The sequence below is a fragment of the Variovorax sp. Varisp41 genome, assembly GCF_047325085.1.
Classification (GTDB): Bacteria; Pseudomonadota; Gammaproteobacteria; order Burkholderiales; family Burkholderiaceae_C; genus Variovorax.
Genome location: NZ_CP168540.1, coordinates 638,921 through 660,105, shown reverse-complemented (window position 1 = coordinate 660,105; position 21,185 = coordinate 638,921). Strand labels below are relative to the sequence as shown.

42 protein-coding genes and 1 tRNA gene are annotated in these 21,185 nt (G+C 62.8%); 14 read left to right on the top strand and 29 right to left on the bottom strand.

Annotated features, from left to right (window positions below):
* Positions 1-79: 79 nt before the first annotated feature.
* The 28 genes from ACEN9J_RS03060 to ACEN9J_RS02925 all read right to left on the bottom strand — a co-directional run bounded on the left by ACEN9J_RS03060 (position 80) and on the right by ACEN9J_RS02925 (position 14,162).
* Positions 80-496 carry an HNH endonuclease gene (locus tag ACEN9J_RS03060; RefSeq protein WP_413764537.1) on the bottom strand — a complete coding sequence of 139 codons (417 nt, stop codon included), beginning with the start codon at positions 494-496 and terminating at the stop codon, positions 80-82.
* Positions 497-1,063: 567 nt separating this feature from the next.
* Entirely contained in the window at positions 1,064-1,405 is a 342-nt protein-coding gene (locus ACEN9J_RS03055) for an HNH endonuclease signature motif containing protein (protein ID WP_413763286.1), read from the bottom strand.
* Between the two features lie 2 nt (positions 1,406-1,407).
* On the bottom strand, positions 1,408-1,572 hold the full coding sequence (locus tag ACEN9J_RS03050; protein WP_413763285.1) for a hypothetical protein: 165 nt from the start codon (positions 1,570-1,572) through the stop codon (positions 1,408-1,410).
* A 3-nt stretch (positions 1,573-1,575) separates the two neighbouring features.
* Positions 1,576-1,854 (bottom strand): hypothetical protein, encoded by a 279-nt coding sequence (locus ACEN9J_RS03045; RefSeq protein WP_413763284.1) that lies wholly within the window; start codon positions 1,852-1,854, stop codon positions 1,576-1,578.
* A 127-nt stretch (positions 1,855-1,981) separates the two neighbouring features.
* Positions 1,982-2,173, bottom strand: a complete 192-nt coding sequence (locus tag ACEN9J_RS03040; protein WP_413763283.1) for a hypothetical protein — start codon at positions 2,171-2,173, stop codon at positions 1,982-1,984.
* A gap of 264 nt (positions 2,174-2,437) precedes the next feature.
* Positions 2,438-2,659 carry a hypothetical protein gene (locus ACEN9J_RS03035; RefSeq protein ID WP_413763282.1) on the bottom strand — a complete coding sequence of 74 codons (222 nt, stop codon included), beginning with the start codon at positions 2,657-2,659 and terminating at the stop codon, positions 2,438-2,440.
* A gap of 313 nt (positions 2,660-2,972) precedes the next feature.
* Positions 2,973-3,043, bottom strand: a tRNA-Gly gene (locus tag ACEN9J_RS03030).
* Positions 3,044-3,658: 615 nt separating this feature from the next.
* Positions 3,659-4,222 carry a hypothetical protein gene (locus ACEN9J_RS03025; protein WP_413763281.1) on the bottom strand — a complete coding sequence of 188 codons (564 nt, stop codon included), beginning with the start codon at positions 4,220-4,222 and terminating at the stop codon, positions 3,659-3,661.
* A gap of 86 nt (positions 4,223-4,308) precedes the next feature.
* Positions 4,309-5,175 (bottom strand): prohibitin family protein, encoded by an 867-nt coding sequence (locus ACEN9J_RS03020; RefSeq protein WP_413763280.1) that lies wholly within the window; start codon positions 5,173-5,175, stop codon positions 4,309-4,311.
* 50 nt (positions 5,176-5,225) lie between these two features.
* On the bottom strand, positions 5,226-5,402 hold the full coding sequence (locus ACEN9J_RS03015) for a hypothetical protein (RefSeq protein ID WP_413763279.1): 177 nt from the start codon (positions 5,400-5,402) through the stop codon (positions 5,226-5,228).
* A gap of 9 nt (positions 5,403-5,411) precedes the next feature.
* Positions 5,412-5,876 carry a hypothetical protein gene (locus tag ACEN9J_RS03010; protein WP_413763278.1) on the bottom strand — a complete coding sequence of 155 codons (465 nt, stop codon included), beginning with the start codon at positions 5,874-5,876 and terminating at the stop codon, positions 5,412-5,414.
* Positions 5,873-6,067: a hypothetical protein gene (locus tag ACEN9J_RS03005; protein ID WP_413763277.1), complete on the bottom strand. Its 195-nt coding sequence runs from the start codon at positions 6,065-6,067 to the stop codon at positions 5,873-5,875. Before ACEN9J_RS03005 ends, ACEN9J_RS03010 begins: the two co-directional genes overlap by 4 nt.
* Positions 6,064-6,330 (bottom strand): hypothetical protein, encoded by a 267-nt coding sequence (locus ACEN9J_RS03000; protein WP_413763276.1) that lies wholly within the window; start codon positions 6,328-6,330, stop codon positions 6,064-6,066. Before ACEN9J_RS03000 ends, ACEN9J_RS03005 begins: the two co-directional genes overlap by 4 nt.
* Entirely contained in the window at positions 6,327-6,635 is a 309-nt protein-coding gene (locus tag ACEN9J_RS02995) for a hypothetical protein (protein WP_413763275.1), read from the bottom strand. The genes ACEN9J_RS03000 and ACEN9J_RS02995 overlap by 4 nt, the downstream gene beginning before the upstream one ends.
* Positions 6,632-6,955 carry a hypothetical protein gene (locus ACEN9J_RS02990; protein ID WP_413763274.1) on the bottom strand — a complete coding sequence of 108 codons (324 nt, stop codon included), beginning with the start codon at positions 6,953-6,955 and terminating at the stop codon, positions 6,632-6,634. Before ACEN9J_RS02990 ends, ACEN9J_RS02995 begins: the two co-directional genes overlap by 4 nt.
* The gene (locus tag ACEN9J_RS02985; RefSeq protein ID WP_413763273.1) at positions 6,952-7,542 is read right to left on the bottom strand and encodes a nuclease domain-containing protein; all 591 of its coding nucleotides are present in this window, start codon (positions 7,540-7,542) and stop codon (positions 6,952-6,954) included. The genes ACEN9J_RS02990 and ACEN9J_RS02985 overlap by 4 nt, the downstream gene beginning before the upstream one ends.
* Positions 7,539-8,186: a hypothetical protein gene (locus tag ACEN9J_RS02980; protein WP_413763272.1), complete on the bottom strand. Its 648-nt coding sequence runs from the start codon at positions 8,184-8,186 to the stop codon at positions 7,539-7,541. The genes ACEN9J_RS02985 and ACEN9J_RS02980 overlap by 4 nt, the downstream gene beginning before the upstream one ends.
* Positions 8,186-8,647 (bottom strand): hypothetical protein, encoded by a 462-nt coding sequence (locus ACEN9J_RS02975; protein WP_413763271.1) that lies wholly within the window; start codon positions 8,645-8,647, stop codon positions 8,186-8,188. Before ACEN9J_RS02975 ends, ACEN9J_RS02980 begins: the two co-directional genes overlap by 1 nt.
* 184 nt (positions 8,648-8,831) lie before the next feature.
* The gene (locus tag ACEN9J_RS02970) at positions 8,832-9,317 is read right to left on the bottom strand and encodes an HNH endonuclease (RefSeq protein ID WP_413763270.1); all 486 of its coding nucleotides are present in this window, start codon (positions 9,315-9,317) and stop codon (positions 8,832-8,834) included.
* Positions 9,314-9,802, bottom strand: coding sequence for a hypothetical protein (locus tag ACEN9J_RS02965; protein ID WP_413763269.1), 489 nt, complete (start codon positions 9,800-9,802; stop codon positions 9,314-9,316). Before ACEN9J_RS02965 ends, ACEN9J_RS02970 begins: the two co-directional genes overlap by 4 nt.
* Positions 9,799-10,278: a hypothetical protein gene (locus ACEN9J_RS02960; protein WP_413763268.1), complete on the bottom strand. Its 480-nt coding sequence runs from the start codon at positions 10,276-10,278 to the stop codon at positions 9,799-9,801. The genes ACEN9J_RS02965 and ACEN9J_RS02960 overlap by 4 nt, the downstream gene beginning before the upstream one ends.
* A gap of 630 nt (positions 10,279-10,908) precedes the next feature.
* Positions 10,909-11,733 carry an ATP-binding protein gene (locus ACEN9J_RS02955; protein WP_413763267.1) on the bottom strand — a complete coding sequence of 275 codons (825 nt, stop codon included), beginning with the start codon at positions 11,731-11,733 and terminating at the stop codon, positions 10,909-10,911.
* A complete protein-coding gene (locus ACEN9J_RS02950) occupies positions 11,714-12,508 on the bottom strand; it encodes a helix-turn-helix domain-containing protein (RefSeq protein ID WP_413763266.1) in 795 nt (264 codons plus the stop codon). Before ACEN9J_RS02950 ends, ACEN9J_RS02955 begins: the two co-directional genes overlap by 20 nt.
* 148 nt (positions 12,509-12,656) lie before the next feature.
* Positions 12,657-12,989 (bottom strand): hypothetical protein, encoded by a 333-nt coding sequence (locus ACEN9J_RS02945; protein ID WP_413763265.1) that lies wholly within the window; start codon positions 12,987-12,989, stop codon positions 12,657-12,659.
* A 19-nt stretch (positions 12,990-13,008) separates the two neighbouring features.
* Positions 13,009-13,359, bottom strand: a complete 351-nt coding sequence (locus tag ACEN9J_RS02940) for a hypothetical protein (protein WP_413763264.1) — start codon at positions 13,357-13,359, stop codon at positions 13,009-13,011.
* A 227-nt stretch (positions 13,360-13,586) separates the two neighbouring features.
* The gene (locus tag ACEN9J_RS02935; protein WP_413763263.1) at positions 13,587-13,781 is read right to left on the bottom strand and encodes a hypothetical protein; all 195 of its coding nucleotides are present in this window, start codon (positions 13,779-13,781) and stop codon (positions 13,587-13,589) included.
* Complete coding sequence (locus tag ACEN9J_RS02930; protein ID WP_413763262.1) at positions 13,781-13,966, bottom strand: hypothetical protein; 186 nt, start codon at positions 13,964-13,966, stop codon at positions 13,781-13,783. Before ACEN9J_RS02930 ends, ACEN9J_RS02935 begins: the two co-directional genes overlap by 1 nt.
* A 1-nt stretch (position 13,967) precedes the next feature.
* Positions 13,968-14,162, bottom strand: coding sequence for a hypothetical protein (locus ACEN9J_RS02925; protein WP_413763261.1), 195 nt, complete (start codon positions 14,160-14,162; stop codon positions 13,968-13,970).
* Positions 14,163-14,244: 82 nt separating this feature from the next.
* Here ACEN9J_RS02925 and ACEN9J_RS02920 point away from each other — a divergent pair, with 82 nt between their 5' ends.
* The 4 genes from ACEN9J_RS02920 to ACEN9J_RS02905 all read left to right on the top strand — a co-directional run bounded on the left by ACEN9J_RS02920 (position 14,245) and on the right by ACEN9J_RS02905 (position 17,428).
* Complete coding sequence (locus tag ACEN9J_RS02920) at positions 14,245-14,979, top strand: LexA family transcriptional regulator (RefSeq protein WP_413763260.1); 735 nt, start codon at positions 14,245-14,247, stop codon at positions 14,977-14,979.
* A 13-nt stretch (positions 14,980-14,992) separates the two neighbouring features.
* Entirely contained in the window at positions 14,993-15,436 is a 444-nt protein-coding gene (locus ACEN9J_RS02915; protein ID WP_413763259.1) for a hypothetical protein, read from the top strand.
* On the top strand, positions 15,433-15,909 hold the full coding sequence (locus ACEN9J_RS02910; protein ID WP_413763258.1) for a hypothetical protein: 477 nt from the start codon (positions 15,433-15,435) through the stop codon (positions 15,907-15,909). Before ACEN9J_RS02915 ends, ACEN9J_RS02910 begins: the two co-directional genes overlap by 4 nt.
* A gap of 922 nt (positions 15,910-16,831) precedes the next feature.
* A complete protein-coding gene (locus tag ACEN9J_RS02905) occupies positions 16,832-17,428 on the top strand; it encodes a hypothetical protein (protein ID WP_413763257.1) in 597 nt (198 codons plus the stop codon).
* A 39-nt stretch (positions 17,429-17,467) separates the two neighbouring features.
* Here the strand turns inward: ACEN9J_RS02905 and ACEN9J_RS02900 are convergent, their stop codons facing one another.
* The gene (locus ACEN9J_RS02900; RefSeq protein ID WP_413763256.1) at positions 17,468-17,734 is read right to left on the bottom strand and encodes a hypothetical protein; all 267 of its coding nucleotides are present in this window, start codon (positions 17,732-17,734) and stop codon (positions 17,468-17,470) included.
* Positions 17,735-17,892: 158 nt separating this feature from the next.
* Between ACEN9J_RS02900 and ACEN9J_RS02895 the strand changes: the two genes are divergently transcribed.
* The 10 genes from ACEN9J_RS02895 to ACEN9J_RS02850 are packed head-to-tail and all read left to right on the top strand — an operon-like array spanning position 17,893 to position 21,176.
* The gene (locus ACEN9J_RS02895; RefSeq protein ID WP_413763255.1) at positions 17,893-18,111 is read left to right on the top strand and encodes a hypothetical protein; all 219 of its coding nucleotides are present in this window, start codon (positions 17,893-17,895) and stop codon (positions 18,109-18,111) included.
* Positions 18,108-18,434, top strand: a complete 327-nt coding sequence (locus tag ACEN9J_RS02890) for a hypothetical protein (protein ID WP_413763254.1) — start codon at positions 18,108-18,110, stop codon at positions 18,432-18,434. Before ACEN9J_RS02895 ends, ACEN9J_RS02890 begins: the two co-directional genes overlap by 4 nt.
* Entirely contained in the window at positions 18,431-18,772 is a 342-nt protein-coding gene (locus ACEN9J_RS02885; RefSeq protein ID WP_413763253.1) for an Arc family DNA-binding protein, read from the top strand. Before ACEN9J_RS02890 ends, ACEN9J_RS02885 begins: the two co-directional genes overlap by 4 nt.
* Entirely contained in the window at positions 18,769-19,089 is a 321-nt protein-coding gene (locus ACEN9J_RS02880; protein ID WP_413763252.1) for a hypothetical protein, read from the top strand. Before ACEN9J_RS02885 ends, ACEN9J_RS02880 begins: the two co-directional genes overlap by 4 nt.
* Positions 19,082-19,297 carry a hypothetical protein gene (locus ACEN9J_RS02875; RefSeq protein WP_413763251.1) on the top strand — a complete coding sequence of 72 codons (216 nt, stop codon included), beginning with the start codon at positions 19,082-19,084 and terminating at the stop codon, positions 19,295-19,297. The genes ACEN9J_RS02880 and ACEN9J_RS02875 overlap by 8 nt, the downstream gene beginning before the upstream one ends.
* The gene (locus tag ACEN9J_RS02870) at positions 19,294-19,524 is read left to right on the top strand and encodes a hypothetical protein (RefSeq protein WP_413763250.1); all 231 of its coding nucleotides are present in this window, start codon (positions 19,294-19,296) and stop codon (positions 19,522-19,524) included. The genes ACEN9J_RS02875 and ACEN9J_RS02870 overlap by 4 nt, the downstream gene beginning before the upstream one ends.
* Positions 19,521-19,811: a hypothetical protein gene (locus ACEN9J_RS02865; protein WP_413763249.1), complete on the top strand. Its 291-nt coding sequence runs from the start codon at positions 19,521-19,523 to the stop codon at positions 19,809-19,811. The genes ACEN9J_RS02870 and ACEN9J_RS02865 overlap by 4 nt, the downstream gene beginning before the upstream one ends.
* Positions 19,808-20,290: a zinc-finger-containing protein gene (locus ACEN9J_RS02860; RefSeq protein ID WP_413763248.1), complete on the top strand. Its 483-nt coding sequence runs from the start codon at positions 19,808-19,810 to the stop codon at positions 20,288-20,290. Before ACEN9J_RS02865 ends, ACEN9J_RS02860 begins: the two co-directional genes overlap by 4 nt.
* Entirely contained in the window at positions 20,287-20,985 is a 699-nt protein-coding gene (locus ACEN9J_RS02855) for a hypothetical protein (protein WP_413763247.1), read from the top strand. Before ACEN9J_RS02860 ends, ACEN9J_RS02855 begins: the two co-directional genes overlap by 4 nt.
* A complete protein-coding gene (locus ACEN9J_RS02850; RefSeq protein WP_413763246.1) occupies positions 20,982-21,176 on the top strand; it encodes a hypothetical protein in 195 nt (64 codons plus the stop codon). The genes ACEN9J_RS02855 and ACEN9J_RS02850 overlap by 4 nt, the downstream gene beginning before the upstream one ends.
* The last annotated feature ends 9 nt before the right edge of the window (positions 21,177-21,185 follow it).

Here is a 21,185-nt window from a genome sequence, read left to right as displayed (position 1 = left end):
CAGGTCTAGGCCAAAGGCCCCCTAGGACCTCGGAACCACCCCCCCCCACCTTTGGCAATGCCACCCTGCCCGAAGAGCCCTACGCGCCTTCCAGGCGCCTCCGCAGCCATTGGCTGAGGGTCATGTCGCCCTTCGCCCCGTTGCAGTGCCGGCAAGCACACCTGGTGTTCGCATAGGAGTGAGGGCCATTGCCGGCTAGCGGCACGACGTGTTCCAGTTCCGGCGCGTCGGACTCACACGTGCCTCGCAGCCTTCTTGGGGTCGGGTCACCGCAGATGTAGCAGGTCCAGCCGTCGAGGCTGAACACCTTGTAGGGGTTGACGTCTTCCACCTGCGCGCTCAGCAGACGGGCTCTGTCCTTCGCTCGGCTTGAGCTCTTGGCCTTCCTCAGCAGGTCGGCACTGCACTCGGCAGAGCAACACTGATGGTTGCCCGAGCCGGGAAGCCGGCAGAACTTCGCGCCGCAGCCTGGGCACTGCCGATCTCGGGCGCGCATCACTTGTGCTTGTCGTACGGCGCGTGCTGCAATCTCCGCATCGAGCTTCACCTTGGCTGCCTCAGCCTTAGCGACGCGCCTTCGCTCCCTACGCTGTCCAAACTCAGGATCCTTTTGCCGCTTCCACACGTGCAGCTTGCACGCGGGGCGGCAGAACTTCGCAGCGCTGTTTACCGGACTGAAGACCGCTCCACATGCATCGCATTGGCGGTCAGGTAGATCCAGCGGCACGTACCGCTCTACCTGCCGGCGGAGCATGTACTTCTGCCTGCACTCGTCGGAGCAGTGCCGCCGAGCCAGCGGCAGGCCATCGATGGATACGCCGCAGTTCTTGCACCTGCGGCCTACCGATGAAACGCCTGCCAACTTCCGGTTGGCGCATCGCTTGCTGCACGCCTCAAGCTGGTTCTTTCTCGGCGTCCCGTCCTTGTTCAAGGTTGGCAGGACAGGGACGCCACAACCGCGGCACGACAGCCGCCTATACTCTTCCGTAGCCATATCGACCTCTCGTACAGGTTGATTGGTCAGAGCCTCGTCGGTGTTAGCGCACCTTCGAGGCTCGTCTGCTTATGGGATCTGATTGTCCTTTCTTTGGGCGTCCGAGTCATGGTGCGGCTTGCACAGCGGACGCCAATTTTTGCGATCCCAGAACAGGCCCTGATCGCCGCGGTGCGGGGTGATGTGGTCCACCACTGTCGCCGGCACCGGCAACCCGTCCTTCTCTTCACAAAGCACGCACAGAGGGTGTTCCCTCAGGAACTCTTCGCGAGCCCGCTGCCACTTCGAACCGTAGCCGCGCTCGGTGGTGGTCTTGCCAGCACGCCAGGACCCGGCGCTTGCCAGCGTCTTGACCCGAGATTCGACAGACTGGAGTCGCGGGCGCAGCGTGGTGAGGCGGGGCTTTGCCATGGTCAGGCCTGCTTCACCCGGATGCGGATGGCGCGCTGGGTTACAGCGCCGAACTTGTCCCAGTCCGGCTCGCGATGGGAAACGACCGCGACAAATATCAGCGCGCGGAAGTACCAGATCCACCACCAAGCGAAGTGAGCCTCGAGCTTGACCTCGACGTTTGCCACGGCTCAGGCCTTGACGAACTCTCGTTCGGTGCTGGCCAGGCTGGTCACATCCAGCAGGCCGGGTTCTCCGGGTCCGGGCGGATACTTGGCGGACAGGTGTAACAGCAGGGCGCGTTCCACGGCCTCGGGCAGCGACGTGCCACCGATGCGAACGACAGCCTGGATGTCGATGTCCTCGACACGAGACACCATGTGCAGGCGGACCAGGTTGGGTTCGCCCACGTGCATCTCGACATCCACGCCAGAGAGGCAGTGCTGCATTTCAGCACCATCGACCAGCACGCGAGCGCCATGGCTATGGACTTTGGGCGCTGTGATTTGGACGCGACTACCCATGGCGCACCTCGGAAAGAAGAAAGCCCGCACGAGGCGGGCAACGGCTGATTGCTCAGCCGGGAGACAGCTGCAGTCAGCGGAAAGGGTTCTCGACGCAGCGAGGCTCGGCGCTGTCTTCGTAGAAGGTCGCGACACGCAGCACCTCGGGCGTCAGGGTGAAGCCGCAGGCGCAGACGTGCGTTGGGTCGGTCGAATTCGGAGCCGGCTCCACGTCGTAGTCGATGCCGCACTGCGGGCAGTCGTATTCCATCCAGCGGTCGGTCATGGCTTTCCTCTGGCGGAAGTATGGGGCCGGCACGCCGCCCGCATCCCGAAGGAGGAGATGGGTGTGTAGCGGGCGGCGGTCGGAGGCGCACCGTTAGACCACGGGTAGGCGCTGGGCGCGAGCAGTCCGGCGGAAGTCAGCAGGCGAGGGAACGCTGGGTGCCGGGGGGTGCGCTCGGGGAATCGGGGCGGCCAGGCTGGGCTGTTGCCCACTTAGCCAACGCAGACGCATGGAGCGCTGCGTCGGGCCCTGCCGATCGAAGGTTCAGGCTGGCGTGAAGTCCACGTAGAACTGGCGGCCGGGCACGAACTGCGCTGCAGCCTCCGGGTTGATGGTGCCGAGTTGGATCTGCCCGCCGGGCGTCCACTTGAAGAACTTCTCGTTCTCCGGGCTGCCGCTGGTGACGGGCGCGAGATTGGCCGTCTTCAGGCCTCCCTCGGACTCGGTGACGCTTTGGACCTTGAACTTGGCTCGAACGGTGGTCATGGTGGTTGCTACCTTCTACTGGCGCGCTCGGACTTCCGGTCTGGGCGAGATGCCAAGCTCCGATTCCGTGCGTGCGAGTTGGGTTGCCGGTCTTTCCCGGCTGTCATTCGGACCTGTCCACCTGACCCCACGCTTCATATGCTGACGGGGCTGCTATCGGTGGCGGCGGTGTGGGGTGCCTGAATGCGGGTGAGTCCAACCGGGCCGAGGCTCCATGCAAGGCCCTACAGGTGCTTCACGCCGGCTGACCGGTCCAAAGTGATTGCGGCGGCCGGGAATCCCCAACCCTGCGCGAGGCGCTTGACCGCGAACCTGGAGCGAACCCGGGGAGTCGAACCCCGCAACGGCGGCTTGGAAGGCCTCCTGCCCCCACGGGCGACTCGCGGAAAGTCATTGACGGGCAATTGATGGCGATGCCCGATCTATCAATGAAAAAGCCACCTAGGCTTGCACCTGGGCGGCTGAGAGGTTGATGGCGGCGACCCGCGCGGTTCCCACGTCCCGAGCTTTCTGCCGTGGTTGAGTACCGGTATCGAGGAGCGAGTCACTCTTGCCGGTTCGGTTTTCGCATGCCCGTCAAAGTCGCAGTGCTGCGTTCTACTTCACCATCAAATCTGCAGCCTGCCTGACGTATGTTGCCCTTGTGGTCGCTTTCGCTCCCGCGGAGAAACGGTTCTCAAGCTGCAGACTTGATGACGGTCGGCGCCCTCTCCGACTCAACCTTGTTAAGGGTTGTCGCTCACGTAGCCCGGCGGCACCGGGCTTTCGCCATCACGGCTGCGGACTGCTTACCGTCTTCCGAACCAGAGGCACCGTTGGTACAGCGCCAAGGTTTTGGATCTTCCGGCAACCCGCATGCGTCATGGACCTGATTCGAAGACGGCTCCGCCATCACCGGCGGGCCTGATCTTGTTCTGCTCCGGAACACCCGGGCTATGTACAGGTGGGGCGGACTGTACCAGAGATTTCCCAGGATTTCCACGGATATGCATACAGGTGTCAGAGGTCGAGCGACGGCGCGATCTTCCGCATGGCGGCCGGGCCTGCGCGGGCCGATTGGCTATCCATGTACGCCGAGAGCCAGACGGCCAGTTGCCGCAGTTCGAACGGGAACTGGCTGGCGAAAGGGATGCGGCCGGTCCCGTTGCAGGGCTTGCAGATCGGGCCGCCCAAGGTCGTGCTGCCCTTGATGAGGCCTTGCCCGTGACCGCCGCAAGCCTTGCAGACGCTGTCCCGATGCCATGCGAGGCACGCTTTCGCCATGTCCGCGGCCTGCGGGCGCTTGAGCTTCACCCGGGAGTCCTTGGCCTTCTCCCAGACCTTCAAGGCCAGGATCTCCACGATCTGCATGGCGGCCTTGTTGTCGCCCATGAACAGGCGCTCGAGCGGCACGGCGATTTCTGCCTTGGGCACAGGCCGGCCGTCCCATGTCTTGCCCTCGGTCAATTCACGGTCGGCCAGACCCATGGCGCCGAGGACATCCGTGTCGGCGTAATCGGACCGCGCGTCGGTGCTCAGGTTCGAAGAGCGCACGGCGGTGGAGTAGCGTTCGATGATCTTCAAGGTGGTCCTCCAGATAGAATCAAGGCTCTCGGTTCGACTCTCTGGAAGGCCCTCGGCGCTGGCAGGCACCGGGGGCTTTTCGCTTGCTACTTCACGCTCACGAACGGCATCGGCGAGCCGGCGGCCACGTACTGCGGAAGCTTTCCATCCCACTTGGCGATCGCCTGCAACTGCACATAGCCGGCACCGCCGGACTTCTCGATTGCGGCGGACTGAATAGCGATGGCCTTGGCCTCGCCCTCCGCTTGTGCGATGCGCTGCTCGGCCTCGAACTTCGTCCGCTTGAGGTTGTTCTCGGCAGTGGCAGCCTTCTGATTGGCTGTGACCTTCTCCTCGATGGCCGCGTCGAACGCTTTGCTGAAGCCGAAGTTCACGAGGTTCACGTTCTGCACGACGAGGTGGTACTGCTTCATGCGCTGCTGCAGGTTGCGCGCAATCGCCGCGCTGACCTCCTGACGCTTCGTGACCAACTCCTCGGCGGTGTATTGCGCTACCACCGCCTTGAACGTCTCATAGGTCGCCGGCTGCAGTAGGAGTTCTGCGTAGCTCAGCGTTGGGTTCATCACGTACAGGTCACGCGCCTTCGTCGGGTCGATGACGAAGTTCACAACCAGATCGGCATGCACGCTCTGCAGGTCTTTCGACCCGGCGTCGCTCTTGGCGGCATCCACGCGCTGCTGTCCGAGGTAGATGTCGCGCGTCCGGCTCCAAGGGGCGATGAAGTGCGCTCCTTCTCCCAGGAGTTCCGGGGACACCTTCCCAAAGGTCGTGACCACGGCAACATTCGACGCCGGGACGGTGGTGAACATGCTGGACGCAAAGGACACCACCGCAAGCACGAAGAAGACGCCGGCCACGAGGCGAGGCACCGTTCGACCGCCGGGCCGCAAGACGAATGTTGAAGCGACCGTCAAGACGGCCAGCAGAATCAAGATCAGAGAGGCAATGAACATGGGCTTTCCTTTTGAAATGCGCCGTCAGGGGTGGCGCCGGACCCGTTGATTCAGCTGCGCCAGCACAAGTCCAGCGCTTGTGCCTCAGTGAAGCCTTCCTTCACCAAAGCCAAGTACTTCGCGCGCGTGACCTGCGCATTGAGTTGCGCCATTTCCAGCATCGCTGGCAGGTTCTCGCGGATGGTCTTGACGCCCTGCGCCAAGTTGATGCGGTCTTGTTCTTTCATGACGGTCTTTCAGGCAACGCAGACCTTCACGCTCGGGTGAGCGCTGCGGATCCGGTTGAGGGTTCGTTCGATGGCGGTCTCGTACTCGGAGCGGGCCACGCTGGTGCGCTGGAGGTGGTGCCACTGCTGGAGCTCGCGCATGGCTTGCAGGCCTACGCCGGTCGTACCCATGCGCGCCGTGGCTTGGTAGCGCTGATGCGACTCCTGCAGGACGCTCTCGACCTCCAAGGCGGCCGGCAACACCTCAGGCCCGATGCCCATCTCGCACATCGTCTCGGCGAGATTCACGATGTCAGCGATGGCGCGCCAGTCGTCCACCGTCGCTGCGCCGGTGGCGAAAGACTGGATCGCCGACAGCTCGCGCAGTTGCAGCTTGTCGAGGCGACCATCGTCAGTGATGCAAGCGCCAGCGATGGCGAGCGGGATGGGGTTGGTCAGCGCCCAGACCTTGCGCCGGCACTTCTTCCGGCTCATCGTTGAGGCTCCTCGCGGTAGAAGTCCCTCACCAGAACCGCGCAAATGTGCGGCTGGCCAGCAGCGTCCACAACGAGGGCGGCATCGACGAAGGTCAGCGGTGTGGTGGCCGGCTGGTCAGGGTCAGGCCTGCGGCGGCCGAAGCCGACCTCGAGCACGTCGCTCAGGGCCTGGTTCTGGTCGACGTTCACGTCCGCTCTCCGAATGGACGAGGATCAGCGAACACCGGATACAGGTCCTTGACGCAATCCGGGAGCTTGGCCCAGGCAGCGAAGAAGCCCTCCGAATAAGGCCGCGTTCCGATGAAGTCGTAGAAGCCGACGAATTCGCCGTCGTGGACGCGCGCTTCGACTTGGTGGTAGCCATCGCACTGGTTGAAGCAGATGCAATCGCAGGTCTCCGTCGGCTCAATGTCCATACTCTGGAACGTGAGTTCGAAGGTCTTCGCAGTCATGCCACCTCCCGGAGAAGCGCTTCCGCCGCAGGCGTCAACGTGACATGCACCCAAGGGTAGCCGCAAGAATGGTCGGTCTCGATCAGCTTGCCGTGGTTGGTGCGAACTCCGTCCTTGATCGTGGTCAGTCCTTTGTGGATGAGTCGCGTCATCGTGCGAGCAATAACCATGTTCTCTGAAGCCTCAAAGGCGCTGAATCGGCCCGTTCGCTTGAGCACACGCAACACCGCGATGTGGTCAGCCTGCTGCTTGCGGGTCAGGCCGTCGAGCCCTGCAGAGAACGAGCAGGCAATGAATCTCGTCATGCCATCACCTCATCTCGGCTTGGGGCCGACAGGCGCTGCAGAGTCTCGTCTACCGCGTCTTCGCCGGGGTCGCGGATGGGGCGAAGCCACCTGTCATGGATCGGACCACCAGGGACGGTTTCGATTCCGCCTTCGATGCCCTGCGCCGACAACCGGCCCTCCACCGCCCAAAACCCTTCGCCGCTAACCGGCTGAAAGGTGACGCCTTGGATCGTCATCTCTTCGCCGCGCACGAGAAGGCGAATGCAGCGCACCAGCCTGTCGCGGTTGATGCTCCTTGGGCAAACGATCCGCGCCAAGTCTCCAGGCTTGCAGTTCACAGCGTCTCTCCTTGCCCTACGGGCGTTGCGTTGAGTTGATCGAGTGCCCACTGCGCGGCAGCCCGGTCTTTCGGGTCGGCTTGAGTGCTGCCAGCAATGGCTCGCCATTCGCAGACCTGGGCAAGATGGCCGAGCATGAAAGCCGCAGCCTTCTGCGCCTTCGTCGCGCCGCCGTAGGCGTCCGTGTAGTGGTTGCAGGCACTGCAGCCCCAGCAGGTCAGCGCGTCGCTTACCTTGTAGGCCATGCCCTTGCCGTTGGCGACGCCGCCGCCGTGGCAGGCGACAGTCGTCTCAGGGTCGAAGTTGCATAGCGGGCTGCGGATCAGGCAGGGCTTGCCCTTCGCCATGCGCAGGAGGTGCGGGTTCTCGGCGCGGGGGTGCTTTGGTACTGGCGCGGCCGGCGGTGGCGCGGCGTAGCTACCGCGGCGCAGCGGCTTTGTGGCGGCCTGCTGCTGGTGCCCAAACGTGCCCGAATCGTCGGCAAAGCCGCATGCAGCCTCGATTTCTGCTGGTGTCCGAGTGGCCTGCTCGCGACGCCGAAAGCCCTGGCCGCGCGCCATTGGTTTGCGCTGCCTGAGGCCGTTCATTCCACACGCTCCACGCCGTGCCGGCCAGGCCCGGTCTCAGCAAAGCGAAACTTCGTCTTGTTGGCGCGCATGTGCCGGCCGCATTCAGCCTTCATCGTCGGCAGGTGCACCTCATCGAATTCGGCGCTGTCGCCCACGTCGAACTGCCCGAACCACTCTGCGAACTCTGCGCGGCGGCGCTCTTCCTTGGTCATCAGGCGCACGCCCTTGCGCACGGCGATGTCCTTGAGGTCGAGCTTCACCGGCGGCACCGAGGGAAACATAGACGAGCGCGGCGGCGTGTAGGTCGGCTCCTCGCCCACGTCGTCGCTTGCTTCATGTTCGACGGCGGCACGCCGGGTGCTGGGATAGCAGCGCGCCGGCAACTTGATGGGCTGTGCGTCGGACTGGTCGAGAACGAAGTCCTTGCTGTTCCCCAAGCACCAGACGACTTCCATCTCGCTGTTGCGCTTGCGAGTCAGGATGCCGCGCGAGGTGGGCAGGTTCAGAAGCGTGTCGACGGAACTGCTGGGAACGTCGAACTTGAGTCCGACGTCCTTGCGGGTGAGCTCCTCTTCCGGGTTCAGGAGCATCCAGGTCAGCACCCTGTAGGGAAGCGACCCAGGCTTCGGGTTGTATGGTGCAGTGGTGCTCGTGGTTTCCATCATTTCCAGTACCCCTGGTAAGACTCCCAGTCCTTGATCTCGAACGTCACGCCGAACTCGGTGGCGCCAATGGAAAGCACCTGCTCGAGGTAGTCCGACATGGCTTTGACCTTCAAGTCCTTGGTGGAGCGCAGTTCGCGCGTGATGCGCGGTCGCTTGCTGCCGGGAACGCGGGTCTTCGTGACCCGGTAGCCGAGCACGCGCCGCTTGAAGAAGAAGTTCCACCCCTGCTCGTCCGAGCCGATGCCGTCGATCACAGCCTGCTGGCTGATGCTCTTCAGCACGTAGCCCCAGTAGAAGGCGTTCTGCCGAAACGAGCGGTTGTCCTCGATCTCGCGAGCGATGACTTCGATCTCGCGCCCGGCTTCAAGCTGTTGGCCGAGCCACGGTAGGAGGCGACTCGTGACGACCTGGCGGCCCTGAGTCTTGTCGTGCAGTTCGATGCGCAGTGCTTCGCTCATGGCTGCTGCTCCTTGAAGAGGTCGGCTTGCCGAGGGTCGGGCGCTGGCGGGAGGCGGTCCAGCAACGATCGACGGCGCGGCTTCGGGCCGGCAACCGCGGCGGCGCAGCGAGGGCCGAAGGCCATGCCGCCGAGCTGGACAGGCGGGCGCGCGAGAGTGCGATGGCAGCGGCAGCAAATGGTCGTCATAACGTGTTGCCTTGGTGATAACGCCGCTTAGCCGACAGATATGCTTGATGGGCATCAGCCGGGCTATCAAAGCTCCCGAGATACATGCGGGTGCCATTGGCCATGATTCGGGCGCCCCACTTGCGGTGCAGCGGATACACACCCAGCAGGCCACTTCGATTCCTCGCTTGAGCACGCACGAGGTTCTGGCTGTTGATTGCCTGTGTGGCTTCTCTCAGGTTGCCAATCGCATTGTTTGTGCGGTTGTGGTCGATGTGGTCAATCAAGCCTTCGGGCCACACTCCATAGTGAATCGCCCATGCCACGCGATGAGCCTTGTACTGCCGGCCATCCAAAGCCAAAGTCCGGTAGCCTTTTGCATCCAGTCCGCCGCAGCGTTCACCGGCTTTCGCCCAACGCCCGTTGACGGTCTTTTTCCAGCGGAGTTCTCCGTTCACCGGGTCGTAGGCGATTGCGTGCCTGAGCCTTTCGATCTCATTCATTGGTCGCACCCCTTTCCCACCGAACCCTTGTCGCGCGCATCGGTGAAGTCCTTCCAGTGCACGAAGCCCTGCGGGCAGAGGAAGCCCCAAGGCCGGATGCGGGGACCTGTGATGAACAGCGTCCAGCAAGGCACGGGCTGAACGTTGTCCGGTTGCGAAGAGACGAAGTCACCGATGCTCAGCAGTTCGACGCGGTGCGCCGCGGCACCCCACCGAAACTTCCAATCCCCAGCGCGTCGATGGAATGCGCCTTCGGCCGTGTGCTCGCGGTACTGGCCATCCATGAGGAAGGAGCAGTTGAACAGCCACGGGTGCGTGTGTAGGGCACGGTCGTCATCGCTACGCAGGAACTCATGCACGTAGACGTTGAATACGGGATTGCGGGGGATCAGCCACCAGCGCCGGAGGTAAGGCTCGGCTCCCCCAATCACGAAATCGGGGTTGCGCGCGCGGGCCCATGCAAGGAGTCGGTCGCGGACGCTCATGACTTGTTGACCTTTCCCCAGTGCCCGAGCAGCAGGCTCTCGGCGCGGTTGTGATGGCTTGCGAGGGCCAACGGCGCCTCGGGGTACAGCGCGCGGGCGGTGGCCAGCGACTTCTTCTTATCGGCCTTGAGCCCGTACATGCGCTTCCACTTCTGCGGGCTCAACATGGTCACGGGGATGCCCATGCACTCGAACACGGTCTCGATGGCGCCAAGGGTCCGCATCAGCGAGCCTTGCGTCTGGACAGCGTTGTTCTTGCCGCCCATCGTTGCGACTTGCTCGAGGAAAACCTCGGCCTTCTCGCCGGCCGGCACGTTCGCCCGGACCAGCTTCGCGAGCGCGCGGCCGTCAATGCGGCGCTTTATCAACCCGTTGCCCGGCAGCGGAGTGGTGGGAAGGTCCTCGACCACCAGCGTGTTCGGGGAGATGAAGGTGATGGCGCCGGTCAGGCCGGGGTCTACGCCGATGTGGATCATTGGGAAGCTCCCCTGCTCGCCGACACAGGCACACTTGGAGCAACCTGTCCTAGCGGCGGAAGTGGAATCAGACCGTGTTGTGCACCGAAGAAGATCTCCGCTGCGCTGAGAGGCGTCTCCCCGGGCATCGGACGGCGCATTCCCATATTTGCCGCTCTCCGCTTTCCGGTAGCAGCTGCAACGACGCGGCGGCGAAATTGCCACGCTTCGAACTGGCGGCTCATGCTGCAACTCCCCTCGTTGCCTGCAGAACGCGCGCTTCCAAGAAGCACTCGAGTCGGCGTCCCCAGCTGTCGTACTGCTCTCTTGCCTTAGGCTGAAGTTCTTCCAGCCACGGGCCACCAAGCAAATCAGTGCGCAGCCTGGTCCACGCACTGGCAAGGTGCTGGTTTTGCGCCTTGGCATCCGTCATCGTCTCCGGTGCGACCAGCACTCGGCGGCACAGCAGAGCCTCGTCGCTAACGCACTTCCAATCAGCGAGTGCGCGCGTCACTCGACCCCAATCGGCTGGAAGCACCCCGTAGTGATATGAGCAGACCCCTGTAGAGCTTCCGCCTACGAAGATTGCGCCGGGCATCGGGCAGCCGTGGGCGCGACATGCGCACCGCGACGCAGAGCCACGTTCCTCAGTCATGACCGGCTCCCACTCTGGCGATGGCTGGCCCAGTTGCAGGGCACCATGACGGCGCCCTCCCGAAGCCTGTCGTACGCTCGATCGCCGAGCACCGGCTTGAGCTCAGACGCGGGCAAATTGGACAGCAGCACGGTCGGAAGCTGGTTCTTGTAGCGGAGGTCGAGCACATCGAAAAGCTGCACCGTTTCGCTCTCGCTGCCAAACGAGACACCGACCTCGTCCAACACGAGGAGCGCGCACGTGCCGAGATCCTGGATGACTTCTGCTTCTGTCTGCGGAGCGTCGTGCCCGTTATTTCGGCTATGGCGGTTCCCCCACGTGGCACGAAGCATTCGCACGATCTCGCGGGCACTGAGAATCGCGGCCCACCGCTTTTGTCGGATGACATGGTTGACCATCGCGCTGCCAAGGTGGGTCTTGCCCGTTCCCGGTGGGCCGATGAGCCAGAGCCCACCAGTGCGGCCCTCCACGTTCTCTGCGAAGTCCCTGCACATGGTGGCGGCGCGAACCTGGGCAGGATCGACGGCCGCGAAGTTGTCGAACGTCGCGCTCAGGAAGCGTCCGACCAGACCGCTCTGTGCGATGCGGCGTTGCAAGGCCTCTTCGGCCAACTGCGCATCAGCACGTCGGCGGCTTTCGGCTTCTTCGGCTGCACGCTGTGCTTCCGTAGCTGCTGCGCAGACTGGACAAGGCGTCCAGATACGGCCAACCACGTGCCGCGCGGAGTACTCGCCATGCTCCGGGCATTGGACAGTGCGATCTCCTTCGCGACGCATCACGTCGCCGAGCGAGCGCACAGGCTCACGCTGGGATTGAACCATCGGGTTCTCCTTCGTAGTTGCGTTGATCGAAGCCGGTGTGTCGACTCGGTTGATTGCTGCGGTCTTGCTTGCCGCCACTTGCCACCCACTCCGCGTTGAACCCGCGCCAGCTGCGCTCACAACACATCCGCATGACATCCGTCAGCGTCATGCCGGCTTTCTTGGCCTCGCGGACGAGGCCAGCGACAGCGGTATCCGTCAACGGTGCTTTGAGCTTGGTCCTCAACTTCCTGAAGTCGGCCAGCACCTTCGGATCAACATCGGTGAACGGACCTCCGAAGAAATCAGCGCTCTCTTCTTTGGGTTCCTTTGGTGTCCTTGATGTGTCCTTGATGGTTCCGACCCCCGTTTTTGGGGGTGTTTCATGGGAAATTTGGGGGTCTTGCGTGGGAAAAACGGGGGTCTTAACGGGAAAAACGGGGGTCTTTGGAGCGACGGAAACAACACCGTTTTCGGGGCTCTTACTGGGAATTTCGGGGGTCTTTTCCATCGGCCTAACACCACCAAATTCGGGGGTGTTGAGTCGGTAGACGATCACCTGGCCGGTTGACCCTTTTCGCTCGCCGGTATCCGTGATGTAGCCGTCATCACGCAGTCGACGCAGTCCCGCCTGGACTGTCTTGATGTCCTGAGCAGTGGCTGAGGTCAAGTGCTTGTACGAAGGCCAGCAAGTCATGTCGGCGCCCGCGAGGTTTGCCATCGCCACCAATACGAACTTGGCGGACGACTTGCTCACTGGCTGCCCCAAAGCCCAGTTGATCGCTTCATTGCTCAAGCGCCCTGCCCTTCCTCAGTCCGGCGTGCAAGTTCTCCAGCAGTGCAGAAGAAGCAGTCGCTCGTGCCATCGCAGTCCGGGATCTGTGTCAGCCATAGGGCTAGGCCCTGCTGCTCGCGGTCACGCGCGATCTTGATTTGCAGGGGAGTCATGCCGCACCCCACACAGTTGCCAGCGCCGGCCGCACGCGGATAGCGCGCGCCACGATCGGCTCGGTGATAGTGGACTCATCGGGGACCGGAGCAACCAACGCCCTACCCCTGGGCGTGAGCACGAAGAAGGCTTCTTCGTTCAGGCCGGCAGTAGGGTTGGCGCGGTCGAGGTAACCGTGGCGGCGCAGGCGCGACGCACGGGCGAGCAACGTGCGCCTTTGCGCGCCCAGGGCCTCGGACATCTGCGCGTACCCCACGGCCGCGCCGGTTTCCTCTTCGATAGAGCCGATGGTGCTCAACAAAGAGAGAAGGGATGCGGCGAGGCTCATGGGCGCTCCTGGTCCAGCGCTACGCCGTCTGCTGCGTCGCAGTGATCTGCTCGAGCACTGTCAACTTCGCGCGGAAGGCGAGCCACTGGCTTACCAGCGTGTTGCCAACCCACGACTCGAAGTCCGGGATCTCGGTGGCCGGCAGGCTGCGACGCATCTTGCGGTCGTCCTCCGCCAGCCAGTCGCTGATGTGCTGGGCGTAGAAGCCCATGTCCCGCGCCATGTCCGAAGGCTTTGCAGCCTTCATGCGCCGCAGGGTCCATGCAACCCGCACAGCCTCGCGGTAGCTCTTTGCAAACTTCACCCATTGTTCAGGGACGACGCTCGGAGCGTGAACACGCTCCAAGAGCCGGAACTCCAGTTGGTCCATCAAGGGGCCTCTCGATAGGAAGAAATCAACGTCTAACCAGTTCGCTAACCGGTTCGCGGCAGCGAAAAATAAAAGCCATGACGACGCGAAAAATCACGACCTTTCTGATGTGCCCAGGCAGCGCACGCGCCCCCATGGGAGGCCCCCCGCAGGAACGCGGAGACGCTGGTGGGCACATCAGGAAGGACGCGGAGGGATGGGTGCATGTCGGTGCTCTGGCCGATGACCTACTCGCCGCGATGCAGGCCCGCAGGGCCCTCGGGCAGGTCGCGGGTCGCCATGTAGAGAGCGGCGCACAGGGCCGACAAAAAGCCGATCACCACGGCGATCCACAGCGTGGCGGTGATGGCCAATGCATAGAGCGCGAAAGCGAACGCGGCAGTGAAGACCGCGTAGCTGAGGACCTGGAGGAACGTTCGCATCACCGCACCCTCTCAGTCTTGAAGGTGCGGGCGAGGCTCTTGCTGATCTGCGAGTTCGGATCGGCGAAGGCAGCGGCGATCTCTTTCGAGGTCAGCGTGCTGACGGTGACCGAGCGCTTCGACTCGCGGAGCTCGAGCGCCGGCTCGATCAGCCAGAGGACGATGCGGGCGTACAGCTGGCGCATGTCAGCCTTCCGCTCTAGCAGGCTGCTGCTGAGCGCGCAGAAAGATGTGCGGGAACGTGAGCTTGACCTCCGCAGGGATGCCCCGCTTCAGCCAGTTCTGCACGCGCTGGACGCCGCCGTTGGCCTTGTCGTAACCGAGAAGCTCGGCAACTTTGGTGGGGCCGCCAAGGGCACGAATGAGATCAGTGTCGGTCATGAGGCGCGATTTAAACATGGCGTTTACACACATGTCAACGCCATGTTTATCAACACTCTGTTTACTGCCAGAGAATCGACCGATGCATGAATCCGTGAGCCGGCTGCTGGACTACGCCCGTCGAAAGACAAAGGGCGCACCCGTGGTCATCGCCGATTTCCAAGCGCTCCAGGTCGTTTTGGACGCGTCCTCGGCCAAGATGACGAACTGGAAGAGCCGCGGCATCTCCAAGGAGGGAGCCATCAAGGCGGAACGTGAGCTCGGCGTGTCCGCAAACTGGCTGCTTACCGGCGAAGGTGACGAAGACGCGACCGCCGCGTCACGTCAGCGCGCACTAACAGGTCGCGCCGAAGCCGTCACCGAGGAGTTGCCGTTTCTGCCAGGCTTCAAGGCACTGAGCATTCCCGTGATGGCTCAAGCCGGCTCCATGGGGCACGGCGCGGAGCAACTGCCCGACGATGTGGTCGTGGGCCGCCTAACGGTGTCGCCACAATGGGTCGCGCGCACCCTGAAGCCTCTCAGCGACATCAAAAACCTTCGCTTCATCCACGGCTACGGCGATTCGATGGAGGGGACCTTCAGCGACGGGGACATCCTTCTAGTCGACAGTGGCGTGGTGGACCCGGACATCGATGGCGTCTACGTGCTGGAGGCGAACGACCGGCTGTACATAAAGCGCGTGCGGCAAAGGATGGATGGCAAGTACGAGATCAGCAGCGATAACCCGAATGTCAGGACGGTGGACGTCCTCGACGGGTCTCAGCAGGTCAACGTCCGGGGCCGCGTCATTTGGGCGTGGAACGGCAAGAAGCTTTAGTAAGGTGCATCTTGTGATCAAACTGGCCGCGCTGGTACTGGTATCCGTTGTAGCAACGGGATGCGTGTCAACCCTTGACGCGTCGAACAGCGTCCCGTTTGAGATCAAGTCGCCATATTCTTCCGAGACAACCTACCGGAACATCGTGCGTGCACTCAACGAGTGCTATCCAGTCAGCAGCACGATCGCGGCGCAGTATTACCCTGAAGCGAGGGAAGGCGAGATCAAGTTTTCTGGCACCGCGGATAGCGTCAGGCTCGACTACATCAGTGCATTGGTCAAGCCCAGCGAGAGCGGCGCGACAGTGCTCTTCAACCGGCACAAGTGGTACCAGGGCTTCGAGGAAGCCGCTATTCCGTGGATCGACGGGAAGATTACTCGCTGCCCGTACAGCGCCACCCGGGACCCACGCCCGCCGGGGTCTGTGACCAACCAACAGAATATGCCGGGACGATGAGAAAGCTGTGGGGTATGGCGTTCGCAGTGGGCGCCGTGGTGCTGACAGCCTGCTCATCCGGGCAGGGAGAGGCTGAGACAGCAGTCAGGGGACTCCTCAACGATCCCGACAGCGCCAAGTTCACGGGGGTCAAGCCTGGCACCGACAAGGGGAGCTATTGCGGCTTCGTGAACGCCAAGAACCGCATGGGGGGCTATGGCGGTCCGACGCCCTTCTTCTACGAGAAGAGCACGGGACTGGCCGGCATCGTGGCGCCCGTTGCCGATCGCGACTTCCGTTCGCTGTGGCTGGCCATTCAAGCCGGATCGGCGAGCGACGAGGTAGCAGAGGTCGGTCTGCGCTGCCTTCATTCAGGCAGATGGAAAGCGGTGTGCGGAACCGAGTACCCAGCTACGCGAGACCGCCTCTGCTTGGCGATGGACGGTGACGGCAAGGATCTTTACGAGCAGTTGAAGGCGCAGTTCGGCGGTTAGCCCCTCAGCGAGAGCCCGATACCTAGACGGTGACGCGGCCACATCGACCAGATGCAGATCCACCAGCCCGTCCTTCGCGGGCTTTTTCCGTTGGCTGCAGCACCATCATCAAGCTGTCGATGCATCCAGGTCGAGAAGAACTAGCGCAAGGCCATTCTCTCCTCTGTCGCCAACGCTATGAGCAAGAAAATCGGGAGCGGCGCGGCCTTGCTGTTCCGCCGGTTGCTTACTGTTATCCACAAACAAGTTCACCGGTTATCCACAACCTTGTCCAGGTGACGCTGCAAGGGCTGCGGTCTATGGTGTGCCCAGATCTGGATGGGCGCTCAGGCTGACTGCGCGTACAGTAAGGATCGAGCGGCCAAAAAAAAACCGACCCGCAAGGGTCGGTGGTTGCTTCTTCCCGTGGTCAATATGTCTTGGCGGACCGACCACGGAACTTGTAACAGCGAAGGTGATTGTATGTTGCACTTGCTCGGGCCTGCAAGCCGAAAAAGGTAACACCCGTCACCAACGCGAGGCACTAAACAGGAGGAATCCTATGCCTACGCCACGAAAATCGAGCGGTCGAGCACCAGCAAAAACCGTTTCGGGTCAACTAGTTAGCTCAATTTATCTACCTTCCGAGCACCAGCCCCAACTGGCACTCTTCCCCATAGCCGAGGTCGAACGGGATGGGGTGGCAATGGGCGTTTTGAGCGATGGGACCCCCTATCTCCATCTCCGCGGACTTGCTCGACTTTGCGGAGTCGATCACTCGGTTCTGCAGCGCCTGATTTCCAACTGGAACGAGGAACGACGGAAGCCTCGCGGCGCCAGGCTCCAGGAACTTCTCGTAGCCCAAGGTCACCACGCAGACTCGCTGTTTCTTCGGACCATCGGCGCCAATGGCGAGACGCTCGCGATCACTGATGCGGTATGTATGGCCATCCTCGAGTACTACGCATTCGAGGCCACGCAATCCAGCAGCGGCATTGCGCTCAAGAACTACCGCCTGCTGGCGCGCACGTCGTTCCGAGCCTTCATCTATCAGGGATGCGGCTATGTTCCGGACGCTCACATCCCGGATTCGTGGCGTACCTTTCACGAGCGAATTCTTCTCAACGATCAAATCCCATTTGGCTTCTTTTCCATCTTCCGGGAGATAGCCGACTTGGTGGTGCACATGATCAAAGCAGGGTGCAAGTTGGACAGCCACACGGTGCCTGACGGAAGCGTGGGCATCCGTTGGTCGAACCACTGGAATCAGAAGGGTTTGGCACGGCGCTTCGGAGACCGAGAAAAGATGGGCCACAACTACCCGAACTCGTTTCCCCAGTCGGTTGCCAATCCGGTCCCAGCATGGGTCTATCCTGTAGATGCTCTCGGCGAGTTTCGGAAGTGGCTCTACGAGGAGTACGTCCCGGATTGCTTCCCAAGCTACATCATGAGCAAAGTCAAGCAGGGCGCTGTTCTCCCTGCTTACGGCAAGGCCCTGATTAGCGCAGTCCAGCGGCCCGCCCTCCCCGCCCCTCGCTGAGCGCCACCGATCTGCTCCAGCCCGCTCCGGCGGGCTCTTTTACGCCTGCTCGTCGCCTTTCACCTGGCGCTCCAGGATCCCGCGCAGCACCGCCTCTAGGGTTGGCCAGCTGCCGAACACAAGCGCCTTGTCGCGCGCGTCCCAGCGACCTCCCGCGGCCTTGAGCGCCTTCGCGATCTCGCCCTTCGCACCCTGCACTGCCGGCCGGCTGTGACCGAACGAAATCGGCGGCACCTCGCCCACGCGAATGCCCAGCTGCTTGCCGAGCGCTTCCGCGGGCTCGCCCCAGCTTGGCGGCCGGTCCATCTCAGTCGGTATGGCGCGCTGCCACGCCATCGAAGAAGGTGCTCATGCGCGCAGTTTGCCGTGTCGCCCACCGCATGCGGAAGAAAAAATAAACACGGTGTTGACAGATAACTTAAACGTCGTGTTTAATAAGACCCATCGAACAGGAGATGGGCACCATGCAAGCAGACACAGTGGCACTGGTCGCAAGGACCGGGAAGCTTCTATCCACGGCGGAGTACGACGAAGCGGCGGTTGAGTATCAACTGACGGTCGCGCTCAACGCGCTGCGCCAAGCGCAGACCAGCGCGGCGAAGGCCGGCTACGGCGACCAGTTCATCGGCTCGATCGATGAAGCGGTTAAGCAGGTTGAGTACACGAAGGGGATGCTGTCGTGAGCGCCCCGCAAACCGCCCGTCTCCTCGCAGCGCTTCGCATGGTGCTGCCGCTGGTGGACGCCGAAGGTCAGCGCTGGCAGTCGGAGGAGATCAGCGCGGCCATCGCTGAGGTCGAGGGGACGCCGGCCGAGATCACTGCCGACTTAGAGCTTGAACCTCTGGCGCCGTCGCATCGCGGCTTCGAGTACCGCCTGCCGCCCGTCACGCAAGAGGAGCGACTGCTCGCCGCTGATCGCGCGCACAACCGCGCCAAGGCTTCGCCCGACTACCGAGCCCTCCCACTCGCGTTCGAACTGGCTCAGCAGAACGGGAGGTCCGCATGACCGATCAAGTGCGCCAAGCCCGTCCGAAACGCACTGCTGCACAGACGGGGCAACTCGCTCCGTTCCCCTTCCGGATCCTCCCCGATCTGAAAGAAGAGATTGAAAGTTCAGCGCGTGAGAACGGCCGCTCGATGAACGCCGAAATCAATCACCGCCTTAAGAACTCGATGCTCGACCCGTCGCCAAGCCTGCGCGATCACTATGCCGGTCTTGCTATGCAGGCCTTTCTATCCGGTCACATCGCGCACCACGGCCACGAGAGCCACTGGCCCTACGAAGCAATGGCGGCCGAGGCAGTGGAAGTTGCCGACGCCATGCTGAAAGCGAGGTCCGCATGAGCACGGACCTGCTCCCGGCACTCGAAGGCCTCCTCCTTGCTTGGGAGGCAAAAGCCGCCAAAGGCGTCGGCACCATGATCAACGACGCCACGACGTCACGCGAGCACGCCGCCGCAGTGCGCGCCGCCCTCGTTTCAGATCTCTCCCAACTGCAGTCCATAGCGGCGCTCGCGGGTGAATGGGAAGGCTGCTGCGATCTGATCGACAGAGTCATGTCTGATCCGCAGTCCATTGGTGAATCACGAGCCATGCGCACATGCGCTCGTGAGTTGCGCGAGTTGGCCGTCAACCTCGCCAAAGGCGCGAGTCATGGCTAAGAAGTCCCCAACCCAGCGCATCGCGCGCCTTGAAGACATCGTGGTAGGCGCAGGCCTCCTGCTGATGAAGCTCCAGTCCCGCTACGGCAGAGACTTCGGCGAGGGCATGCATGAGCAAGTGATCGACTGCATTCGCGATTGCCAGCGGGTCGGTGAGGCGCGTGCGCAGCGTCAGGCCGCCACCGGCCAGAAAGGCGGTGCCAAGTGAAAGCCTACGCCGTCATCGTGGGCCCGCGCCGCAAGGTGCTGGCTGTCTCCCTGCACAGGTGGACCGCGCGGCATGAAGCTGCGGCGGCGCTCGACTACCAAGCAATCTGCGGGCTCACCGGCTCGCACCATGCGATGGACCGCGTTCTGCGCGAGCACAAAGCCAAGGTGGTGCGCGTGGAGTTCGACTTCTTGCCGGTCAAGTTGGAAGTGAGGGCCGAAGCATGAGCACGATCACCAAACGCAGAGCGTCCCAACTGGTCGAAGAGGTCCGCTCGGTCAACGTCAGCAGTCATGCGCACGCATCGCGCTGCCGAGATCGCCAAGGCCAGTTGGCTTTCTTCGTGGGCGACCTGGAAGTTGTCTTGCAGCACTTCCTTCGCGAGAACGGCTGCTCTGAGGCGGCCGAAGCTCTGCGAGTCGCAATGAACGACGTGCCGACCTCCGCAGAGATCGACGCTCACAACGCCAAGCATGCAGCGCTGTTCTCACGCAAGACAGGGAGCACCGCATGAGCCGCAGCATGGCCGACCAACTGCGCGCGGCGTTGCCGAAGCGCACCGGGCCCGTCACTCCGTGGAACCCTTCGCGCCGTGCCGTGGCGCGCGTGAAGAACCCACTGCCCGTGCCCGACCAGTGCCCGCACTGCCGCTCGCGCGTCTGGATCGGATCCAACGCTGCCATCTACGGCCGCGAGTACGGCGAATGGCCCTGGGCGCTCATGTGCACTGGCTGCGACTCCTACGTGGGCTTGCACCCGTTCACGGGCATCCCGCTTGGCACGCTGGCGACGCCCGCGATGCGCCATGCCCGCAGCTTGGCGAAGGACCACTTCAACCAGCTATGGCAGCAGGGCTCCATGACGCGCAGCGAGGCCTATGCCTGGCTGGCCGGCGCTCTCGGTATCGCCGATGTCGAGCAATGCCACATCGGCTGGTTCGACGTCGCCCAGTGCTCTGCGGTTGTTGCCGCTGTGAAAGCGAGGCAGGCATGACCCGTATCCGCCCCACCACCCCGGTGAGCAACACCGTGCGCAGCTACCCGCGCTCAATGGTTCCTGTTGCTGCAGGCGATCGATTTGGGCGCCTCACTGTCATCGAAGAAGCACCTCGCCAACGCAAAGCGAACGGCGCATCTATGCGCGCCATGGTGTGCCGCTGTGAATGCGGCACCCAGAAAGTTGTGCGCCTTGCCAGTTTGCGCGAAGGCACGACGGTGAGCTGCGGTTGCTTTCATCGTCAACAGGTCAATGCCACCATCTCCAAGTTGGCCCAGACGCACGGCCAATCAAAGACGGCTGTCTACCACGTATGGCAAGGAATGAAGCGCCGATGCGGCAATCCGGCAGACAAGGCCTACAACCGCTACGGCGCGCGAGGCATCAAGGTGTGCGCCGAATGGCTCGATGACTTTGAGGCATTCGCTGCATACATGGGGCCGCGTCCGACGGGGATGACGATAGAGCGCCTCAACAACCTAGGCAACTACGAACCTGGGAATGTGCGCTGGGCCACCTACACCGAGCAGGCGCGCAATACGCGCCGCAATCACCTCCACACCATCGATGGCGTTACGCGATGCCTTGCCGAATGGTGCGAAGTCCTCGGGGAACCCTGGGGAACTGTAAAGAAGCGCGTGGCTGCAGGCCGCGATCCGTTCACAAGGATTCGTGCAAGGAGGATGGCATGAAAAACAGCAGTTGGACCGGACGCGCCGCTCGCGACCTTGAAGGAGCCTTCGGCCCGCATATCCGCTCATCGCAATGCCGCGTCGAGCCCATGCCTGAGCAGCGCTCGGCCTTCGATCGCGCCCTTCCCTACGTCTACGCCGCATGCGCTGTTGGCGCGGTCGCGGCTCTGGTCTTAAACAACTTTCACTGAGGAGAACGC

Bases quoted from the DNA above. Each gene is read 5' to 3' on its own strand.
- ACEN9J_RS03060 (WP_413764537.1), bottom strand. From the start codon at position 496: ATGCGCGCCCGAGATCGGCAGTGCCCAGGCTGCGGCGCGAAGTTCTGC.
- ACEN9J_RS03055 (WP_413763286.1), bottom strand. From the start codon at position 1,405: ATGGCAAAGCCCCGCCTCACCACGCTGCGCCCGCGACTCCAGTCTGTC.
- ACEN9J_RS03040 (WP_413763283.1), bottom strand. From the start codon at position 2,173: ATGACCGACCGCTGGATGGAATACGACTGCCCGCAGTGCGGCATCGAC.
- ACEN9J_RS03035 (WP_413763282.1), bottom strand. From the start codon at position 2,659: ATGACCACCGTTCGAGCCAAGTTCAAGGTCCAAAGCGTCACCGAGTCC.
- ACEN9J_RS03020 (WP_413763280.1), bottom strand. From the start codon at position 5,175: ATGTTCATTGCCTCTCTGATCTTGATTCTGCTGGCCGTCTTGACGGTC.
- ACEN9J_RS03015 (WP_413763279.1), bottom strand. From the start codon at position 5,402: ATGAAAGAACAAGACCGCATCAACTTGGCGCAGGGCGTCAAGACCATC.
- ACEN9J_RS03010 (WP_413763278.1), bottom strand. From the start codon at position 5,876: ATGAGCCGGAAGAAGTGCCGGCGCAAGGTCTGGGCGCTGACCAACCCC.
- ACEN9J_RS03000 (WP_413763276.1), bottom strand. From the start codon at position 6,330: ATGACTGCGAAGACCTTCGAACTCACGTTCCAGAGTATGGACATTGAG.
- ACEN9J_RS02995 (WP_413763275.1), bottom strand. From the start codon at position 6,635: ATGACGAGATTCATTGCCTGCTCGTTCTCTGCAGGGCTCGACGGCCTG.
- ACEN9J_RS02985 (WP_413763273.1), bottom strand. From the start codon at position 7,542: ATGAACGGCCTCAGGCAGCGCAAACCAATGGCGCGCGGCCAGGGCTTT.
- ACEN9J_RS02980 (WP_413763272.1), bottom strand. From the start codon at position 8,186: ATGGAAACCACGAGCACCACTGCACCATACAACCCGAAGCCTGGGTCG.
- ACEN9J_RS02975 (WP_413763271.1), bottom strand. From the start codon at position 8,647: ATGAGCGAAGCACTGCGCATCGAACTGCACGACAAGACTCAGGGCCGC.
- ACEN9J_RS02970 (WP_413763270.1), bottom strand. From the start codon at position 9,317: ATGAATGAGATCGAAAGGCTCAGGCACGCAATCGCCTACGACCCGGTG.
- ACEN9J_RS02965 (WP_413763269.1), bottom strand. From the start codon at position 9,802: ATGAGCGTCCGCGACCGACTCCTTGCATGGGCCCGCGCGCGCAACCCC.
- ACEN9J_RS02960 (WP_413763268.1), bottom strand. From the start codon at position 10,278: ATGATCCACATCGGCGTAGACCCCGGCCTGACCGGCGCCATCACCTTC.
- ACEN9J_RS02955 (WP_413763267.1), bottom strand. From the start codon at position 11,733: ATGGTTCAATCCCAGCGTGAGCCTGTGCGCTCGCTCGGCGACGTGATG.
- ACEN9J_RS02945 (WP_413763265.1), bottom strand. From the start codon at position 12,989: ATGAGCCTCGCCGCATCCCTTCTCTCTTTGTTGAGCACCATCGGCTCT.
- ACEN9J_RS02940 (WP_413763264.1), bottom strand. From the start codon at position 13,359: ATGGACCAACTGGAGTTCCGGCTCTTGGAGCGTGTTCACGCTCCGAGC.
- ACEN9J_RS02935 (WP_413763263.1), bottom strand. From the start codon at position 13,781: ATGCGAACGTTCCTCCAGGTCCTCAGCTACGCGGTCTTCACTGCCGCG.
- ACEN9J_RS02930 (WP_413763262.1), bottom strand. From the start codon at position 13,966: ATGCGCCAGCTGTACGCCCGCATCGTCCTCTGGCTGATCGAGCCGGCG.
- ACEN9J_RS02925 (WP_413763261.1), bottom strand. From the start codon at position 14,162: ATGACCGACACTGATCTCATTCGTGCCCTTGGCGGCCCCACCAAAGTT.
- ACEN9J_RS02920 (WP_413763260.1), top strand. From the start codon at position 14,245: ATGCATGAATCCGTGAGCCGGCTGCTGGACTACGCCCGTCGAAAGACA.
- ACEN9J_RS02910 (WP_413763258.1), top strand. From the start codon at position 15,433: ATGAGAAAGCTGTGGGGTATGGCGTTCGCAGTGGGCGCCGTGGTGCTG.
- ACEN9J_RS02905 (WP_413763257.1), top strand. From the start codon at position 16,832: ATGGCCATCCTCGAGTACTACGCATTCGAGGCCACGCAATCCAGCAGC.
- ACEN9J_RS02900 (WP_413763256.1), bottom strand. From the start codon at position 17,734: ATGGACCGGCCGCCAAGCTGGGGCGAGCCCGCGGAAGCGCTCGGCAAG.
- ACEN9J_RS02895 (WP_413763255.1), top strand. From the start codon at position 17,893: ATGCAAGCAGACACAGTGGCACTGGTCGCAAGGACCGGGAAGCTTCTA.
- ACEN9J_RS02885 (WP_413763253.1), top strand. From the start codon at position 18,431: ATGACCGATCAAGTGCGCCAAGCCCGTCCGAAACGCACTGCTGCACAG.
- ACEN9J_RS02880 (WP_413763252.1), top strand. From the start codon at position 18,769: ATGAGCACGGACCTGCTCCCGGCACTCGAAGGCCTCCTCCTTGCTTGG.
- ACEN9J_RS02875 (WP_413763251.1), top strand. From the start codon at position 19,082: ATGGCTAAGAAGTCCCCAACCCAGCGCATCGCGCGCCTTGAAGACATC.
- ACEN9J_RS02865 (WP_413763249.1), top strand. From the start codon at position 19,521: ATGAGCACGATCACCAAACGCAGAGCGTCCCAACTGGTCGAAGAGGTC.
- ACEN9J_RS02860 (WP_413763248.1), top strand. From the start codon at position 19,808: ATGAGCCGCAGCATGGCCGACCAACTGCGCGCGGCGTTGCCGAAGCGC.
- ACEN9J_RS02855 (WP_413763247.1), top strand. From the start codon at position 20,287: ATGACCCGTATCCGCCCCACCACCCCGGTGAGCAACACCGTGCGCAGC.
- ACEN9J_RS02850 (WP_413763246.1), top strand. From the start codon at position 20,982: ATGAAAAACAGCAGTTGGACCGGACGCGCCGCTCGCGACCTTGAAGGA.